Genomic DNA, 17,755 nt, shown 5'->3' with positions numbered 1-17,755 from the left:
AAGCTGTCGGCTGCGACGTCCGGCGGTGTCGATCGCACGAAGATCCAGTCCGAGATCGGCGATCTGCAGAACCAGTTGAAGTCGATCGCGAACTCCGCCGTCTTCTCCGGCGAGAACTGGCTGTCGGTCAACTCGGCGGACGCGAGCTACTCCGCGCTGAAGAAGGTCGTCTCGTCCTTCGATCGTGTGGCCACTGGCGGCGTGACCATCGGCACGGTGGATATCGACACGACCCAGACCGCGCTGTTCGATAACAACACGGCGGCTGGGCGCGATGCCGTTCTCGACGGTGCCGTACGTCTGACGACGCGGATCGCCGGCGTTGATACCGACCTCACCTATGGCGGCACGCGCGTCGCCGGCAATATCGCGGATGCCGGTTTGAAGGTGGCTGCGGATACGGGTGTCAGCGGTGCGACCACGAAGGAAACCGGACCGACGCTCGCGCTCGGCAAGGTCGACCTGACGAAGCTGTCAGCGGGTGATAAGATCACCTTCTCCATCACAACCACGAAGGACGATCAGACGGCCGGAGCGGCCAAGGCCGTGATTGTGAAGCTCACGCCGGATGCGGTTTCGTCCGTTGATAAGTTCAAGATCGCCCTTCAAAGCGCACTGGATACGGCTGCCCCTGACCAGAACGTGAAGGTCGTCAACGATAACGGGCTCTTCTCCCTTACCATCGTCGGATCGCCGAAGAAAAACGATTCGATTACGCTGACGGATATGACCGCAGTGGATGGCGGCGACGGCAAGACGACCGATGTCACCACGGGCGCCGGCACCGGGGCCACCGGTGTCGGCCTGAAGATGGACGCCGCAGTCAAGGGCGCCAAAAGCGCAACGACCCCAGCTAGCGGAACGATCAAGGGTGACGCGGATCTGAATATCGCGAAGCTGTACGCTGGCGACAAGCTGACCTTTACGATCGGTCTGACGGATCCCAATAATACGACAACTTCAAGTAAGGATGTTAAGATCATTCTGACGTCTGCCAACACGAAAGATAACGCATCTTTCGTTGCAGCGCTTCAGGAACAGATCGACAACAAGTTCGGCTCGGGCCAGGCCAAGGTCGAAATGGATGGGGCCAAGCTCAAGTTCACCAACATGAACAAGAGCGACAAAGATACTGACTCGGAAATCAGCGTCACCACCGCCGTGGCAGACACGGATGGCAACAAGACCGATTTTGGCGGCTTGATCTCCACCGCACAGTCAGCCACGGGCTTCGACAAGGGCGCCGATGGTGTGGTGGCGGAAGCCGCCAAGGCCAACTTCCAGTTCAACGCCGTGACGCTGGACGATGACGACTCGATCTCCTTCAAGGTCGCGGTGGACGGCTACCCGGCGTTCAAGGCGGAACTGACCAAGGCCAGCATCGTCGCGGCGCTTCCCAATTCGGGCGGCAGTCTCAAGACCACCGACGATATGGTGGCGGCTCTGAACGGTGTCTTCACAGCGCAGGGCTACAACACCAAGGTCGTCGCCGAGAAGGACAGCAAGACCGGCGACCTCGTGATCCGCAGCACCAGCATGAACGTTAAATCCACGCTGGCGATCACGGATCTTGCCGTGTCAGCCGGTGCGACGACCGCGCCTCAAGGCATCTCGGTGATGGATATCGACATCAGCCAGGATAAGCTGACGGCGCGCGGGGCGGACACGGCGGACAAGCAGCTCAACGTCATCAACGCCTACATCAACATCGTAAACACGGCGCTTTCCAAGGTGACGGCGGCGGCCACGAGCCTCGGCTCGGTTGCCAAGCGCATCGACAGCCAGTCGAGCTTCGTCAACACGCTCATGGATACGATCGAAAAGGGCATCTCGTCCTTGGTCGATGCGGACATGTCGGAAGAATCGACCCGCCTTCAGGCGCTTCAGGTGAAGCAGCAGCTGGGTGTTCAGGCTCTGGCCATGGCCAACCAGACCGCCTCGCAGGTCCTCAAGCTCTTCCAGTAAACCGGAGAGCCAGAACTGAGCGTCATACGAGACGGCACAATGACGACCTGACTCCGGGAGGGCGGCGGTTGCCTCGGCAAACCGTCGCCCTCCCGCTCGCGCTTCGGTTCAAACCCGTAACGAGAAGATATGCGCAGTTTTTGTCAACCGAGCACCATTGTGCCGTGTGACGCCGAGACCTAATCGTCGTTAACAAATGATGATCGCAAGAAAGGCTCAGTAGAAGCCTTTTTCGCCCAAATTACGTAACGTAATATCGCTGGTGAATGTGGTGGGTCCATTGATCGATTGCGTCGAAATGCACCATAATGGAGCGCAACAGGATCGGGATTCGGCAAGGCTTTGGGATGAATGGCGCACGCATGTTTCGCCTTTCTTCGATCTGGCGGAGCGGGACGAAACCGATCTGTCCCAACCTGTCGCGATGAAGACCTTCCATCTCGGCGCGTTGCTGGTGGGAGATGTCGTGGCGCCGGCACAGGATCTGGTACGTGAAGCGCGCAAATCCGCCCGGCAGGGCGTCGACCACTTGCTCATCCAGTTCTACACCAAAGGCCGCAGCCGCATCGAAACGCGCCAAGAGCGGCTTGCCACAGGCGGCGGCGCGGTGATCTACGATCTGTCGCAGCCCGTCACGGTGCGCTCCGATCAGGCGGTGGACGCGGTGAACATCCTCTTGCCGCGCGTGCTTCTTTCCAGCGAGCCCCTGCGTGTCGAGGCCCTGCATGGGCAGGTGGCGGATTTTCGCGCGGACGCGGCCGGGCAGATCGCCTTCACCACAATCCAGGGTATCATGAGCTGCGCCGATCGCCTGACGCCGCAACACCTGCCGGCGCTGACGGCGGCGGCCGCGCGACTTTGCTCCGGCTTCCTGAGCGGCGCGCAGGCGCAGGGCGAGGAGGCGGAGTGGCGCGCGCGGCTCGAAATCCGCCATTTCATTCGCAGCCATCTGCACAACCCCGACCTCGGCGTCGAGCTTCTGCAACGTCGCTTCGGCTTGTCGCGCGCCGCGCTCTACCGGGAATTCGCGGGGGAGGGCGGCGTACAGACCTTCATCCGTGAGCGGCGTCTGGCCGCCGCGCTCCGCCTGCTGACGCGTCCGAGCGCACGGGGGGGCCGCCCGCGCGTGTCGAGCGTCGCCTATGCCACGGGCTTCACCGAAGACAAGAGCTTCAGTCGTGCGTTCAAAACCAAGTTCGGCTTTCTGCCGAGCGAGGTGCGCGCGGGCGAAATGCCTGCGATGGCGGGCGACGACAAGGCGGGCCGGCTTCTGGCCTGGCTGCGCGATCTCACCGGCGAGCCGGCGCCGGAGGCGAGACTGGCCGGATGAAGAAATTTCATCATGACGACCTGACAGCAACCGACGCCTCGCAGGGTCCTTGCGAACCGGCCGATCGCGATCGCGCGGCTTTGGCCTCGCCCCCCGACACCACTGACGACGAAACGATCCCGCTTTGCTCGGCCGAGGAGGTGTTGCACCATCCCTTGTTTCCACAGGTGCGCGCGGCTCTCAACCGGGGAACGCTCGACCTCTACACGACGCAGAACTTTCCCGGCGGTTTCGCGGTGGATGCCTGGCGGGTCATTCTGCTCGGGCAGATCATGGGACTGGACGGCGACGATATCGAAGGGGGAACCGCTGCGACACCGACCGAACTGAAGCAGCGCATGGCCACGTACGGTCTCTACAGCGCCCGCCAGATCGACGCCTATCTCAGTCGTCTCATTCAGACAGGCCATCTGGAGGTCGTGGTTCATCCGCGCGATAGACGCGTGCGGCTTCTGCGTCCCTTGCCGCCGCTCGTGTATTGGCACTGGTGCTTCGTGAAGCTGTATTGCGACGCGTGTCATGCGCTCTTTCCCAAAGAAAATTTCGACCTGATCCTTCGTCGCGAGGACAAGTTCCTCCCTTTCGTAGCCCGTATCGGCGCGGGCAAGATCGCCATGGCGACGGCCATGGAACTCCTGATGCGCGACCCTGACCTTGCGGCCTTCTTCGGTCGCGGCGGCGCCACGCTCGTGCTGCACGCGGCGATGCATGAGACCTCGGCCGATCCCACGCGCCCTTTGCGCGAATCCGACCTGGTCTCCTACGCCGAGATGTTCGGCCGCTCGCGCTCGCATATGCGCAATCTGATCGCCCTCGCCATCGAGAGGGGCTTTTTCGAAGAGGTCGGCCGTCGTCCGCAGACGCTGCGCGTCACGCCCCGGCTCATCGAAACGCTCAGTCGTTACCTCGCCGATACGATCCGATCGAGCGAGCGAACCTATCGCCGCGCCGAGCGGGCCTACGGTGAAAGCTCAGCGCCTCGATAAGTCAGGTATAGCTTACGAATTAGCTTGGCGGGCAAGAAACGATACACGTCTCGGTCTATCACGTTTCTGTGAGAAAAGTTTCTTTACTTTCGAAGGATGGTCGGGAACTGCGGCGACAAACCGCACTTGCCGTGTGACGCACCGGAATGGTGTCTTGGACAAACTGAAAATTCACGACGCGAGGCTGTTTGTTCGTTAATCTTAAACTGATCGATGATGAAATGTTCGAAAGGTTGCCGTAGGGGAGCATCGGAACATGCGACTGTCGATCAGATTGAAACTCACAGTCGCGTTCGCGGGAATTCTGGGGGTCATGGGCGCGTCGGGCTATTATGCCGTTCGCAGCCTGCAATCGACCAACGAGAACATGAAGTCCTTCGTCGCCCGTCCCTTCACGCAGACCAAGCGGGTCAGCGATGCGGCGCGTGGGATGCAGGATCTCGGGCGCACCATCAATCGGATGCTCGCCTCCACCAACGACGCGGAAATGGCCAAGCTTCGCGAGGATATCGAGGCCGGCGTCGTGCGCGAGCTTGAGGTCATGGCGCAGTATCGCGCGGGCCTCGCCCCCGATATGACCGAAGCCCTCGCCGCGGTGGACAAGATCGTCGCGGCTATCGACGTGTGGCACGGCATGGCCATCAAGACGATGGATCTCGTTCAGCAGAACACGACCACGCGCGCCAACGAGCTTTATTCGCACGACGCCGTTCCACTGATCGACGAGATGACCGACGATTTCACCAAGGTGCGTGAAGCGTTGGGCGCGGCCGGCGTTTCGGGTCCGTTGCGGGACACCGCTTCAACCGTGCGGCTCGCCCTGCCGCAGATGATGTATCGACTGATGGCGGCAACAGCCGAGTCGGATCAAGCGCGGTCGATGGAATTGCTCAAGGTCTTCGAGCAACGCAAGTCGGTTCTCGATCAAGGCATGACGGCTTATCGGGATGTCGCGGCCGGCACGTCCATGGCCGAGGCGGTGAACGAGCAGTTCGAGGACTGGACGCGCCTCAAGCCGATCGTCGATAAGATTGCGACGCTCGGCACCACGAACGCGGCTGAGACGGCCAACAAAAACTATTCCGCCGAAGGGCGGCCCTATCTTCTCGATCTGATCCGGCAACTCGACGAGCTGATCGCGGCCGAAACGCGTGTGGCGGAAGGGCTGGCGGGCAGCACCCAGGCCGAATACGAATCCACCCGCGACCGGATGATGATCCTCGTCGTGCTGGCGGTTCTGGCGGGCGCGTTCGCGGCCTTCTGGCTGGCGCGCTCCATCGCGCAGGGTCTCGATCTCGCCCAGCACCACGCCCGCCGGATCGGCGAGGGCGATATTTCCCAGCCCATTCTGGTGGCGCGCAACGACGAGATCGGCGATCTCCTCACCACGCTCTCCCAGATGCAGTCCAAGCTGAACGACACGATCGCCTCGATCCGCGATTCCTCCGCGCAGGTCGCCTCGGGTTCCTCACAATCGGCCGCGACGGCCGAGCAGCTCTCCTCGGGCGCGACGGAGCAGGCTGCGGCGTCCGAGCAGGCGTCCGCCGCGATCGAACAGATGGCGGCCAATGTCCGGCAGAATTCCGAGAACGCCAACACGACCGAGAAGATCGCCGCCCAAGCCTCCGCCAACGCGCAGAAGAGCGGCAAGGCGGTCGGGGCCTCCGTCGAGGCCATGCGCACGATCGCCGAGAAGATCGCGGTGATCCAGGAAATCGCGCGCCAGACCGATCTTCTGGCGCTGAACGCGGCGATCGAGGCCGCCCGCGCCGGGCATCATGGCAAGGGCTTCGCGGTGGTTGCCTCCGAGGTGCGCAAGCTCGCCGAGCGCTCTCAGGTCGCCGCGCAGGAAATCGGCGAATTGTCGGCCGAGACCTTACTGACCTCCGAAGAAGCGGGCCGGATGCTGGACGCGCTCGTGCCCGATATCGAGCGCACGGCGGAACTGATCACCGAGATTTCGGCGGCCTGCCGCGAACAGTCCATCGGTGTCGAGCAGATCAATCAGGCGATCCAGCAGCTCGATCAGGTCACGCAGTCCAACGCCGGCGCGGCCAACGAGATGGCGGCGACCGCCAGCCAGCTTTCGGCCGAGGCGATGCGGCTGGACGAGAACGCGCGCTTCTTCAAACTACAGGGCCGCGCGGGCGCCGCCCCGGTGCCCAAGCAGGCGCGCGAGGCGACGATTGCCGAGTTGCGCTCCAAGGTGAAGGATTTCGGCGACACCTACAGCCAGCGCCCGGCCTCCGCCGCGCCGGCCCGCGCGCCCGCGTCAAACCCGGCGCCCGCTCCCGCGCGCCCGGCAGCGAGCGGCCTCGACCTCGATCTCGACGGCGGTTTCGAACGCCTGAGCGCTTGATCCCGCATCGGAACGATCTGGCATAGGGCGCGGTGGGCTCGCAGTTCGGCGGGCCCCCTTCGCATGGGCGAAGCGCTATGGTGCGAACGGCTGCGCATGGTGCACCGGAAGCGTGCCGGGAGCCTTCGCCGGGCCAGCCCCCCGCTCGCCTCATTCTTTTGGGTGCGCCGATGCCTCCTCTCGCATAGACAGGGCTTCGCTCTGTGGGAGGGCGCGAAAGTCCGGCGTGTCGTCCGAGGCCGGACGTCTTCGACGCGCGAAAGGGGGATGGCCGTGAAGAACTTGGCTGTCTCACCTTGCCCTTCGGCGCTGCGAAGACAGATCGTCGCATGGTCCGCTTTGCACGTGCCGAGAGATCGGCTGTAAGGGCGGGCGCTCGGTCTACGCTGCCCAGGAGCCTTTCGTGATCTCGCCTCGTCTTGTCGCCCTGCCGCGCCGGCTGTCTGACGCCTCATGGGCCAAGCGCCCATGAGCGCCGAAATCTTCGACACAGAAGAGGGCCGGCGGCTGCGCGAGGCCGAAAGCGCCGGCTGGCGGCGCTGGGGACCGTATCTCAGCGAGCGGCAATGGGGCACGGTGCGCGAGGATTACAGCGCTGACGGCGATGCCTGGGCCTCCTTTCCGCACGACCAAGCCCGCTCGCGCGCCTATCGCTGGGGCGAGGACGGGATCGGCGGCTTCTGCGACGCGCACCAGCACTGGTGCCTCTCGCTCGGGCTTTGGAACGGGGCCGACCCAATCCTGAAAGAACGCATGTTCGGCCTCACCAATGCGGAAGGGAACCATGGCGAGGACGTGAAGGAGGTCTGGTGGTATCTCGACGCCACGCCGACGCACTCCTTCCAGCGGATGGTCTATCGCTACCCGCAGCGCGCCTTTCCCTATGCCGAGCTTCTGGCCGAGAACGCGCGGCGGCGCGACACGCCCGCGCCGGAATACGAGCTGGCCGATACCGGCATTCTAGCCGAGCGGCGCTATTTCGATGTCGAGATCGCCTATGCCAAGGCGGGGCCGGACGATATCCTGATGCGCGTCGCCGTGCACAATCGCGGGCCGGACGAGGCCGCGCTCCATGTCCTGCCGCAGCTCGTGGCCCGTAATATCTGGAGCTGGGGCGACGGCGTGGAAAAGCCGCGCGTCGCCCGATGGCAAGCAGGGCAGGGCGTGCGGGCGGAGCATCCGGGCTTCGCGCCGCGGCGCTTCGCCAGCCTCCAGCCGGCGCGGGTGCTCTTCTGCGAAAACGAGACCAACCATCGCCGCCTTTATGGCGAGGGGCCGGACGGCGCGTTCAAGGACGCAATCGGCGAGCATGTGCTGGGCGGCGGCGCGTCGGCCCTGCCCGAGGCCGGCACCAAGTGCGCACTCTGGTCGGAGCATCGCATCGGCCCCGGCGAGGCGCTGACCTTGCGCTATCGCTGGTCGCCGGACGGCGCGGCCGAGATGGACGAGACGGCGTTCGACGCGCTCTTCGCGCAGCGTCTCAGCGAAGCCGACGCCTTCTACGCGGCCCTTCAGAAGGACGTGCCGGACGCCGATGCGCGCCTCGTGCAGCGCCAGGCGCTCGGCAGCCTTCTCTGGTCAAAGCAGGTCTATCATTACGACGTCAAACGCTGGCTGGACGGAGACCCCGGCGCGCCCCCGCCGCCGCGCGAGCGCCTGTCGGGCCGCAACGCGGACTGGACGCATCTTTCCAACGCCGACATCATCCTGATGCCGGACAAGTGGGAATATCCCTGGTACGCCTCCTGGGACCTCGCCTTCCACGCCATGTCGGTGGCGATGATCGACCCCGCCTTCGCCAAGAGCCAGCTCCTGCTTCTGACGCGCGAATGGTACATGCATCCGAGCGGTCAGCTGCCGGCCTATGAATGGTCGTTCGGGGACGCGAACCCGCCGATCCAGGCCTTTGCGGCGCTCCGCGTCTACCGCATGGACGAGGCGCTGACGGGCCGGGCCGACCGCGACTTCCTGGAGCGCGTCTTCCACAAGCTGATGATCAACTTCACCTGGTGGGTGAACCGCAAGGACGCGACCGACCGCAACCTCTTCCAGGGCGGGTTTCTCGGGCTCGACAATATCGGCGTGTTCGATCGCTCCGCGCCGGTGCCGGGCGGGGCGAAGATCGAGCAGTCGGATGGCACGGCCTGGATGGCCATGTATGCGCTCAATCTCATGCGCATGGCGCTGGAGCTCGCGCGCGAAAACAAGGTCTACGAGGACGTCGCCAGCAAGTTTTTCGAGCATTTCCTCGCCATCGCCTCGGCCATGACGCATGTCGGCGGCAGCGAGGCCGAGAAGGGCGGGCGCGGTCTCTGGGACGAGGCGGACGGTTTCTTCTACGACGCGCTGGTTCTGCCCGATGGCGGCGAGACCGTGCTGCGCGTGCGCTCGCTGGTCGGGCTCATTCCGCTCTGCGCGGTGGAGGTTCTGGACGCCGGGACCGCCGAACTCTTCCCGGCCTTCGCCGAACGCCTGCGCTGGATGCTGCACCATCGCCCCGACCTGACGGGGCAGGTCTCGCGCTATGGCGAGACCGGCCAGGACGCTCGCCTGCTCCTCTCGCTCCTGCGCCGCCAGCGCATGACGGCGCTTCTGAAGCGCATGTTGAATGAGGGCGAGTTCCTGTCGCCGCATGGGCTGCGCTCGCTCTCCAAGGCGCACGAGACCGACCCGTTCGAGTTCGACTGGGCCGGCCGGCGCTACGAGGTGCGCTATGAGCCGGGAACGTCGGATGCCGGCATTTTCGGCGGCAATTCCAACTGGCGCGGCCCGGTCTGGATGCCCTTGAACTTCATGCTGGTGGAAGCGCTTCTGGAGTTCGAGCGCTTCTACGGCGAGGATTTCGCGGTGGAATGCCCCACCGGCTCGGGCCGGATGACCGGCTTGCGGGATGTCGCTAAGGACATCTCCCGCCGCCTCTGCGCCCTGTTCCTGAAGGACGCCTCCGGCACGCGGCCCGCCATGGCCGCCGATGGCGCACGAGACGAGGCGGACGACGACCGCATCAGCTTCAACGAGTTCTTCCACGGCGAAACGGGTCAAGGGCTCGGCGCGTCGCACCAGACCGGCTGGACCGCGCTCGTCGCCCTCCTCCTCCAGCCCCGCCACACCGTGCGGGGGCAGGCGCTGCCGGTTTCGAAGCCTTGAGAAAAGCTTGGCGTTCTCGGCTCGGGCGGACTGGCGCTCGCCGCCCGGAATCGTAAACTCCCTCCCGCGCCGCAGCGAACCCGGCGCGGCGAGACCCTGCCTGGAAGGAGCGTCCGATGGCCTATCATTTCGATCGCGGCGGCCGACGCCATATCTTCGCGGACCTCAAGACCCTGCTCGCCAAGGCGACGCCGGAGCGCTCGGGCGATACACTGGCGGGCTTAGCTGCGGCCGACATGGAAGAGCGCGCGGCGGCGCAACTCGTGCTCGCCGACACGCCCCTGAAGACCTTTCTTCAGGAGGTCGTCGTTCCCTATGAGAGCGACGAGATCACGCGGCTGATCATCGACACGCACGATCTCGCTGCCTTCGCGCCTGTCTCGCACATGACGGTCGGCGAGTTCCGAAACTGGCTCCTGTCGGACGCGGCGGACGAGGCGGCGCTGACGAAGCTCGCCCCCGGCCTCACGCCCGAAATGGTCGCCGCCGTCTCGAAGATCTGCCGCAATCAGGACTTGATCCTGATCGCCCGCAAGTGCCGGGTGGTCACGAAATTCCGCAACACGATCGGCCTGCCCGGCCGGCTTTCGACGCGCCTCCAGCCCAACCACCCGACCGACGATGCCGCCGGCATTGCCGCCTCCATTCTCGATGGGCTGATGTACGGCTCGGGCGATGCGACCATCGGCATCAACCCCGCGACCGACAGCGTGTCGGCGGTCACCACCCTGGTACAGATGCTGGACGAGATCATCCAGCGCTATCGCATTCCGACGCAAAGCTGCGTGCTGACCCACGTCACGACCTCGATCGAGCTGATCGACCGGGGCGCGCCGGTCGATCTCGTGTTCCAGTCGATCGCCGGTACGGAAGCCGCCAACCGCTCCTTCGGCATCGGGCTCTCGACCCTGCGCGAGGGCTATGCGGCCGCCGCCAGCCTGAGGCGCGGCACGATCGGCGACAATGCCATGTATTTCGAAACCGGGCAGGGCTCTTGCCTATCGGCCGGCGCGCATCACGGCGTAGACCAGCAGACGCTGGAAGCGCGGGCCTATGGCGTGGCGCGCGTTTTTCGCCCGCTTCTGGTCAACACCGTAGTCGGCTTCATCGGCCCCGAATATCTCTATGATGGCCGACAGATCATCCGCGCCGGGCTGGAAGACCATTTCTGCGGCAAGCTGCTCGGCCTGCCGATGGGCTGCGACATCTGCTACACCAACCATGCCGAAGCCGACCAGAACGACATGGACACGCTGCTGACACTCCTGGGCGTCGCCGGCATCAGCTTCATCATGGGCATTCCGGGCTCGGACGACATCATGCTGAACTATCAGACGACCTCGTTCCACGACGCGCTCTATGCGCGAAAGGCGCTGGGCCTCGAGGCCGCGCCGGAGTTTCAGGCCTGGCTGGAAGAGGCCGGCATCGTGGAGCGCGGCGCGCCCTTCCGGCTCGGCGCTGATCTGCCGCCCGCCTTTGCGCGGGCGCTGAGCGTTGCGAAGGGGTGAGGTTTCCCATGTCGTCCGACGATCAACCCGCCACCCCCGTCGTTTCCAACCCCTGGGCCGAGCTGCGCCGTCACACGGCGGCGCGCATCGCGCTCGGCCGCGCCGGCACGAGCCTGCCGACCGCGCCGCATCTCGAATTCCAGTTCGCCCATGCCAAGGCGCGCAACGCCGTGCAGCGCGAGCTGGACGGGGAGGCGCTGGCGCGCGCCATCGCTGGCCTCGGCCAGAAGACGCTGCCGCTCGCCAGCCGCGCGGGCGACCGCGTGACCTATCTTCAGCGCCCCGATGCCGGGCGCAGCCTCGACGACGCCTCGCGCGAGATGCTGCTCGCCCATGCGAGAAGGGCCGAGCCGGTGGATGTCGCGCTGGTGGTGGGCGATGGGCTTTCGGCCCATGCGATCGAGGAGAACGCCGTGAGCCTCCTGGCCGAACTCCTGCCCCTGCTCGCCCGCCATGGCTTGAGCGTCGCGCCCATTTCGATCGTGCGTCAGGCGCGCGTGGCGGTGGGCGACGAGATCGGCCATCTCCTTGGCGCGCGCATGGTGGTGGTGCTGATCGGCGAGCGGCCGGGCCTGTCCTCGCCCGACAGTATGGGGCTTTACCTGACGCTCGACCCTAGGCCGGGCCTCACCGACGAATCCCGCAACTGCATCTCGAACGTGCGGGCTGAGGGCATTCAGCCGCCGCGCGCGGCACAGAAGCTCGTCTATCTCATGCAGGAGGCCTTCCGCCGTAATCTTTCGGGCGTTCTCCTGAAGGACGAGGAAGACGCCCCCGCCAGCCTCGCCGCGCCGGGCGGCCGGAATTTTCTGACGGCGGGGGATTAGAAGCCGGCAAGGAACGGCGCACGGTCGGCCCGCCGACTCGTTCCGCCTATCGGCGTCGTTGCTGATTGCGCTGGCATCGGCTCCGCTCCCAGAACGGGCTTGGCGCCTCATGGCGCCTGTCTCCGGTTCGCAGGTTTCCTGGTTGCCGCGCGCAGATCGCGCCCTGCGACCAGCCGCCGCAACGGCCCGTCGGGCTAAGGTAGGCAATTGTTGACAATGTTCGTCATCGAACTGCGTCAACTTAGACGAGTTTAACGCCCGGCTGCGATGCTCCCTCCATCCGATTTCTCAGATCGCTGGAAGGAGTTCCCCCATGCGATGGTCCGTGACCGCGAAGCTCCTGATCGCAGCCGGCATCAGCATTGCGCTGACCGTCGGCGCGACGATGACCTACCTCGCCCTGATTTCGAAAGAGCAGACCCAGGCGATGGTCGCCGCCTCCATTCGTTCGGAGGCGCGGGCCGTGGCCGGGTTGGTGACGGCACCCATCATGGAACTGGCCGGCGCGGCCCGGTCCATGGCCGGGGCGATCGGAGAGAGGCATGCGTTGGGCGACCGGGATCGCAAGGGGGTGATTCAAAGCCTCAAGCCCAATCTCATGGACAATCCGCTCACGGTTGGAAGTTGGTTCGGGGAAGACGCCAGCCGGCCCTTCGATGGGCAGAATCTCGCCAATGTGCCGGAGCTCGCCGGCGACTCTCAAGGCCACTTCAATCCGACCTGGACGCGCGCGCCGGACGGCACGATTGCCTTCGGATCCTTCGAGAATTCGTACCAAGAGGCGTTCTGGACCCTCACGGCCAAGAGCCGCAAGGGCGCGATGACTCCGCCCTATCTCGATACGTCGACGGCTGTGCATCAGTCCATGGTCAGCGTCACCTTCCCGGTCGTGTCGAACGGAACGTTCCTGGGCGTGTCGGGCATCGACATCGGCCTCGGCAGGATTTTGGAGTCTCTGGCAAGCCTGCGGCCCTTCGGCGGCCGGGTCACGCTCCTGTCGGGCGAGGGCAAGTGGATCGCTCACCCCGATGCGGCCCACCTGAACCAACCCTATACCAGCGCGGTCGGCAGAAAGGCCTTGGAAGACGCCCTTGCGACGGGACAACCACAGCAGGTGTCCGGCACCTTCACGACGCTGAGCGAGCCCGCCGAGCGCATCTTCCTGCCCTTCGATCTGCCGGGTCTCGATGCTCGCTGGATCGCGGTGGTGGATGTGCCCGCGACGGTGATTTCGGGCCCCGCGCGCGAACAGGCCAAGATGATGCTGCTCGGCGGCGGCGCTATTCTGGTGGCGACGCTGGCGCTTCTGGCTGTCATCGTCGATCGCGTCGTGCGCCGTCCGATCGCGCGTTCGGTGGAACTGGCCGAAGCCATCGGGGCGGGCGACGTGACGCAGCGCGCCGAAGTGCGCTCGCGCGACGAAGTGGGCGTGCTGCTTCAAAGCATGAATCAGACGGGCGAGCGTCTGACCTCCATTGTCGGCGGCGTTCTGAACTCCGCCCGGCAGGTCTCGTCCAATGCGGCGTTGACCTCCGAGGCCGCCGAGCGTCTGTCTTCGGGCGCGACCGAACAGGCTGCCGCCTCAGAGCAGGCCTCCGCCGCGGTGGAGGAAATGAGTGCCAATATCCGCCAGAACGCCGGAAACGCGGCCGAAACCAATGCCATCGCCCGCGCGGCCAGCGCCAGCACGGAACGCACCGCCGAAGCCGTATCCCGCTCCGTCGAGACCATGCGCACCATCGCGGACAAGATTCGCGTGGTGCAGGACATCGCCCGCCAGACCGACCTTCTGGCGCTGAACGCCGCGATCGAGGCCGCGCGCGCCGGCTCGGCCGGCAAGGGTTTCGCGGTGGTGGCTTCCGAAGTGCGCAAGCTCGCCGAGCGCTCGCGCGTGGCCGCCGAGGAGATCGCCGGCTTGTCGGACGAGACGCTGAACGTCGCCGACGAGGCGGGCCGGATGCTGGATCGGCTCGTGCCCGACATCAAGCGCACCTCCGATCTGGTGGCCGAGATCGCCGCCGCCTGTCAGGAACAGTCGGTCGGCATCACACAGATCAGCCAGGCCATCGTGCAGCTCGATCAGGTGACACAGGCCAATGCCGGCGCGGCCGGCGAGATGGCGGCGACGGCCGAGCAATTGTCGGACGAGGGTCGGGTGCTGAACGAGCGGGTCGGCTTCTTCAAGCTTTCCGACGCGCCGCGCGGGGCCGAGGCTCCCGAGCCGGCCTCCGCCGTCGCCTCGGATGGCGTGGAATTCCAGCCGGCCCCGCTGCGCAAGGCCGCCTGATCGGGTTCGGTCAGCGGCGTCTGACGCGCCGCCGCCAGCTGAGATTGGCGGCGGACACGGCGAAGACGGCGAGCAGCACCAGCGCGCTCGCCGGCATCAGAACCGCGCAGGGCGCGCGTTCGAGATAGGGCATCCCTTCGGCCAGAACGAGGCCCCATTCGGGCGCGGGGGGGCGCGCGCCCAGGCCCAGAAATCCGAGCGCGGCGAGTGCCAGCGCGATGCCGGGCAGGCGCAGCATGGCATGGCGCAGCGCCGGGCCAACCACCGCCGGCAGGACATAGCGCAGCGTCAGGCGCAGCGGGCCGACGCCGAGCAGCGGGGCCATGCGCACATGCGGCTGGGCGCGTGACTGCCGCGACAGGGCGGCGACATGGGCCGCGAGCGGCGCCCAGGCGACCGCGAGCACGGCCAGCATCGCGCCGCTGGAGCTTGCACCCAGGATCGCGGCGACGAACAGGCCGGAAATGACCGGCGGCGTCGCCTTGGTGACCTCGATCGGCCCGGCCATGAGGCGCGGGAAGCTGCCCGCCACCAGCGCGATCAGGAAGGCCAGAAGCGTGGTGACAAAGGCAAGGCCGATCGTCGTCGCCGCGCCGTGCGAGACGCGCGCCAGAAGATCGCGGCCCGTCCCGTCCGCGCCGAGCGGTAGGGCGAGACTGGGCGCTTCCAAGCGCAGATAGGCCGAGGTGAAGGGATCGCGCCCGAGCCCGGCCAGCACCAGCACCACCAGAAGCGACAGGGCGAGCGCCGGCACGACGAACCCGCCACGTGGGGTCTCGGGCTCCTGCGCCACCGGAAGCGAGCCGCTGCGAATCGCAGGCCGCAGAAGCCATGCGCCGGCGAGCGTCGCCAGACTGCCGATCATGATCGCGAGGACGAGCAGGATCAGAAGGCCCATGCGCAGGGTCGGCAGATCCTGCGCCGAGGCCGCGCCGAGCGTCGCGCGCCCGAGGCCCGGAATGGAGAAGACCTTTTCGACGGCGACCGCGCCGCCTGTCAGCGCGATCAGCACCATGCCGACCTGTGGCAGAAGGCCGGGCAGCGTGCGCGCGATCACCGCCCCCGCGATGCGCGCGTTCGAGAAGCCCGCGACGCTCCAGGTCGTGACCCAGCGCTCGCTGAACGTCGTGGCGAGCCCATCGGCAAACAGGCGGCCGAGCAGGCCGCCGGCGGGCAGGCCGAGGGCGAGCGCGGGCAGAACCGCGTGGGTCCAGCTCGTCCAGCCATAGGGCGGAAAGGCGCGCAGCCACACCGAAAACACCACGAGAAGCACGGTGGCGAGCACGAATTCCGGCAGCGCCGTCAGCGCGGCGGGCACGGCGCCCGAGCCGCGACGCGCCTCTCCCCGCAACCCCGCGCGCAGGACCGGCGCGCAGATCAGGCCGATCACCGGCAGAACCACGAGGAGCGCGGCGGCCATGAGTGTCAGCGACACGCCCGTCGCCTGCACCATGCCCGGCAGGACCGGCGCGCCCGATACCCACGAAACACCTGCATCCCCCTTCAGGAGACCGTCGGCCCAAACGAAAAGCGAGGTCCATGGCCCGTCCCCAAGCCCCAGCTGCGCGCGGATGGCGTTCAGTGCTTCAGTGGTCGCCTCCTGCTCGCCGGAGCGCGCGCGCAGAATGCTGAGCGCGGGATCGCGGCCCGAAAGCCAGGGCAGAAGGCCCGCCAGAACCAGAACCGCCAGCAGCGTGACCAGCCGCGACAGCGCCGGCAGCAAGGGCGCAAGGCGCGCGGCGGCGCTCCCGCCCCTTGCGCTGCTCTTCGCCGGGATGCGCGAGCGCTTCCCGGCAAGGTTGGGCGAGGCGTCCGGTGTCACTGACCCGCGCTCGCCAGGGTCGTGGCGGTGCGCACCAGCTCGCGCTCGCGCGGGTCGCGCGCGGCGGCGTTGACGCCATCAGCCTCGCCCTGCATCACCCGCTCGTGCAGCATAGGAACCGCCGCGCCCGTGGCCAGGATCGCGGCTTCCGCCGCCATCACGGCACGCTGGCGCTCGTCCCCGGCGGGCGCGGCTGCGGCGCGGCGGAGCGCTTCGTCCACGCCCTCGTCGCAGAGCTGCGCGATGTTGAAGGAGCCCTTGCAGGAGAAATCCGACACCATGTAGCTGACCGGATCGCCGGAATCGAGAACGGTGGCGCGCGACAGGATGAAGGCGTCAAAACGCCCGGCCAACGCATCGGCTTCGATATGGGCGTATTGGCGCACGTCCTGGCGCACGCGGAAGCCGGCGGCGGTCAGCTGCTGCTCCAGAAGCACGGCGACCTCCGGCAGTTCGGCCCGGTCGGTGAAGGTGCCGAGCACGATCTCGGCCCCATCGGCCTTGCCCTCGGGCGCGAGCGCGGCGGGCTCGCCGCGCAGCGCGGCGGCCCAGGGCAGGGCCGGGCCGAGAAGCCCCTTGGCCGCGTCCGCCCGGCCCTCATAGACGGTGCGCACCAGCGCGGCGCGGTCGATCGCAGCGGCCGCGATGCGGCGCAGGCGCGCATCGGCAAAGGGGCCGCGCTTGGTGTTGAGATAGAGTGTGTTGGTGCGCGGCATCGGCACTTCGTGGATCAGCTGGGGGTCGAGAAGCGCGGCCTGCGACACCGGGATCGCCTCCACCACGTCGGCCGTCCCGGTGCGCAGCGCCGCCGCGCGGGCCGTGCCGTCGGGCACATAATCGGCGTCGATGCCGGCAAGCCGGGCGCGCTCGCCCCAATAGGCGTCGAACCGGTCGAGCCGGGCGCTGGTCGTGCCGTTGATCTCCTTCAGGACGAAAGGCCCGGTGCCGGCCTCGATCGGGTTGACGCGCCCGTCCGCGCCATAGGCCCGCGCGGCGAAGATCGCGAGCTGCGGGCTCGACAGGCGGTTGGGCAGGAGCGGATCGCTGACGGCGCTGCGCACGAGGACCGCGCGCTCGCCATCCGTTTCGATCTCCAGCTGCACGCCATCGAGAATGCGCGGCTTGGGCACGGCCTTGGTGGCCGCCGTCAGCGAGGCGGCGACACGCTCGGCGGTGAGCGGCGTGCCGTCATGAAACAGCACGTTGTCGCGAATGTCGAAGCGCCAGGTCCTCTCGTCCACGCGTGTCCAGCCTGTGGAAAGAAGGGGCTGCGGCGTGCCGTCGGTATCGAGCCGCACCAGCGTCTCGGCCGCGCTCCAGCGCGACAGCTTGAAGGCGTCGTCGGTCAGAGGGTTCAGCCCCGAGCGCGGCGGCTGGAGCATGGCGAGGCGAAGGCGCTGTCCCGCTGTCGCTCCCTCCTGCGCCATCGCGCCGGACGGCAAAACAGCGGCGAGGGCGAGAAGGCCGGCGAGAATGGGGCGGGGCGAGAGACGGATGCGAGACATGGAAGGCGTCCTTGACGGT

The 17,755-nt window shown here is 66.7% G+C and carries 10 protein-coding genes; 8 read left to right on the top strand and 2 right to left on the bottom strand.

Features of this window, described 5'->3' with window-relative positions; all coding sequences use genetic code 11:
* The 8 genes from NS365_RS25005 to NS365_RS14780 form a co-directional block, all read left to right on the top strand.
* Nucleotides 1-1,965: flagellin (locus NS365_RS25005; RefSeq protein WP_058601076.1), on the top strand; the 1,965-nt coding region annotated here is incomplete at its 5' end.
* A 298-nt stretch (nucleotides 1,966-2,263) separates the two neighbouring features.
* On the top strand, nucleotides 2,264-3,295 hold the full coding sequence (locus NS365_RS14810; protein ID WP_153003797.1) for a helix-turn-helix domain-containing protein: 1,032 nt from the start codon (nucleotides 2,264-2,266) through the stop codon (nucleotides 3,293-3,295).
* Nucleotides 3,292-4,281, top strand: coding sequence for a hypothetical protein (locus NS365_RS14805; protein ID WP_058601074.1), 990 nt, complete (start codon nucleotides 3,292-3,294; stop codon nucleotides 4,279-4,281). Before NS365_RS14810 ends, NS365_RS14805 begins: the two co-directional genes overlap by 4 nt.
* Nucleotides 4,282-4,537: 256 nt before the next feature.
* Entirely contained in the window at nucleotides 4,538-6,640 is a 2,103-nt protein-coding gene (locus NS365_RS14800) for a methyl-accepting chemotaxis protein (protein ID WP_058601073.1), read from the top strand.
* 468 nt (nucleotides 6,641-7,108) lie between these two features.
* On the top strand, nucleotides 7,109-9,787 hold the full coding sequence (locus tag NS365_RS14795) for an MGH1-like glycoside hydrolase domain-containing protein (protein WP_244498455.1): 2,679 nt from the start codon (nucleotides 7,109-7,111) through the stop codon (nucleotides 9,785-9,787).
* Between the two features lie 116 nt (nucleotides 9,788-9,903).
* Complete coding sequence (locus NS365_RS14790; protein ID WP_058601071.1) at nucleotides 9,904-11,295, top strand: ethanolamine ammonia-lyase subunit EutB; 1,392 nt, start codon at nucleotides 9,904-9,906, stop codon at nucleotides 11,293-11,295.
* Between the two features lie 8 nt (nucleotides 11,296-11,303).
* Entirely contained in the window at nucleotides 11,304-12,122 is an 819-nt protein-coding gene (gene eutC / locus NS365_RS14785) for an ethanolamine ammonia-lyase subunit EutC (RefSeq protein ID WP_058601070.1), read from the top strand.
* A gap of 313 nt (nucleotides 12,123-12,435) precedes the next feature.
* The gene (locus NS365_RS14780) at nucleotides 12,436-14,409 is read left to right on the top strand and encodes a methyl-accepting chemotaxis protein (protein ID WP_058601069.1); all 1,974 of its coding nucleotides are present in this window, start codon (nucleotides 12,436-12,438) and stop codon (nucleotides 14,407-14,409) included.
* Between the two features lie 10 nt (nucleotides 14,410-14,419).
* On the opposite strand, the gene NS365_RS14775 is transcribed toward NS365_RS14780, so the two are convergent.
* Nucleotides 14,420-16,231, bottom strand: a complete 1,812-nt coding sequence (locus tag NS365_RS14775; protein WP_244498454.1) for an ABC transporter permease subunit — start codon at nucleotides 16,229-16,231, stop codon at nucleotides 14,420-14,422.
* Nucleotides 16,228-17,736, bottom strand: coding sequence for an ABC transporter substrate-binding protein (locus NS365_RS14770; protein WP_058601068.1), 1,509 nt, complete (start codon nucleotides 17,734-17,736; stop codon nucleotides 16,228-16,230). Before NS365_RS14770 ends, NS365_RS14775 begins: the two co-directional genes overlap by 4 nt.
* Between the last annotated feature and the right edge of the window lie 19 nt (nucleotides 17,737-17,755).

This window comes from Aureimonas ureilytica, from assembly GCF_001475935.1.
In the GTDB taxonomy this organism is placed as follows: domain Bacteria; phylum Pseudomonadota; class Alphaproteobacteria; order Rhizobiales; family Rhizobiaceae; genus Aureimonas; species Aureimonas ureilytica_A.
The sequence above is the reverse complement of the archived record's forward strand: the minus strand, read 5'-3'. Positions and strand labels throughout refer to the sequence as shown.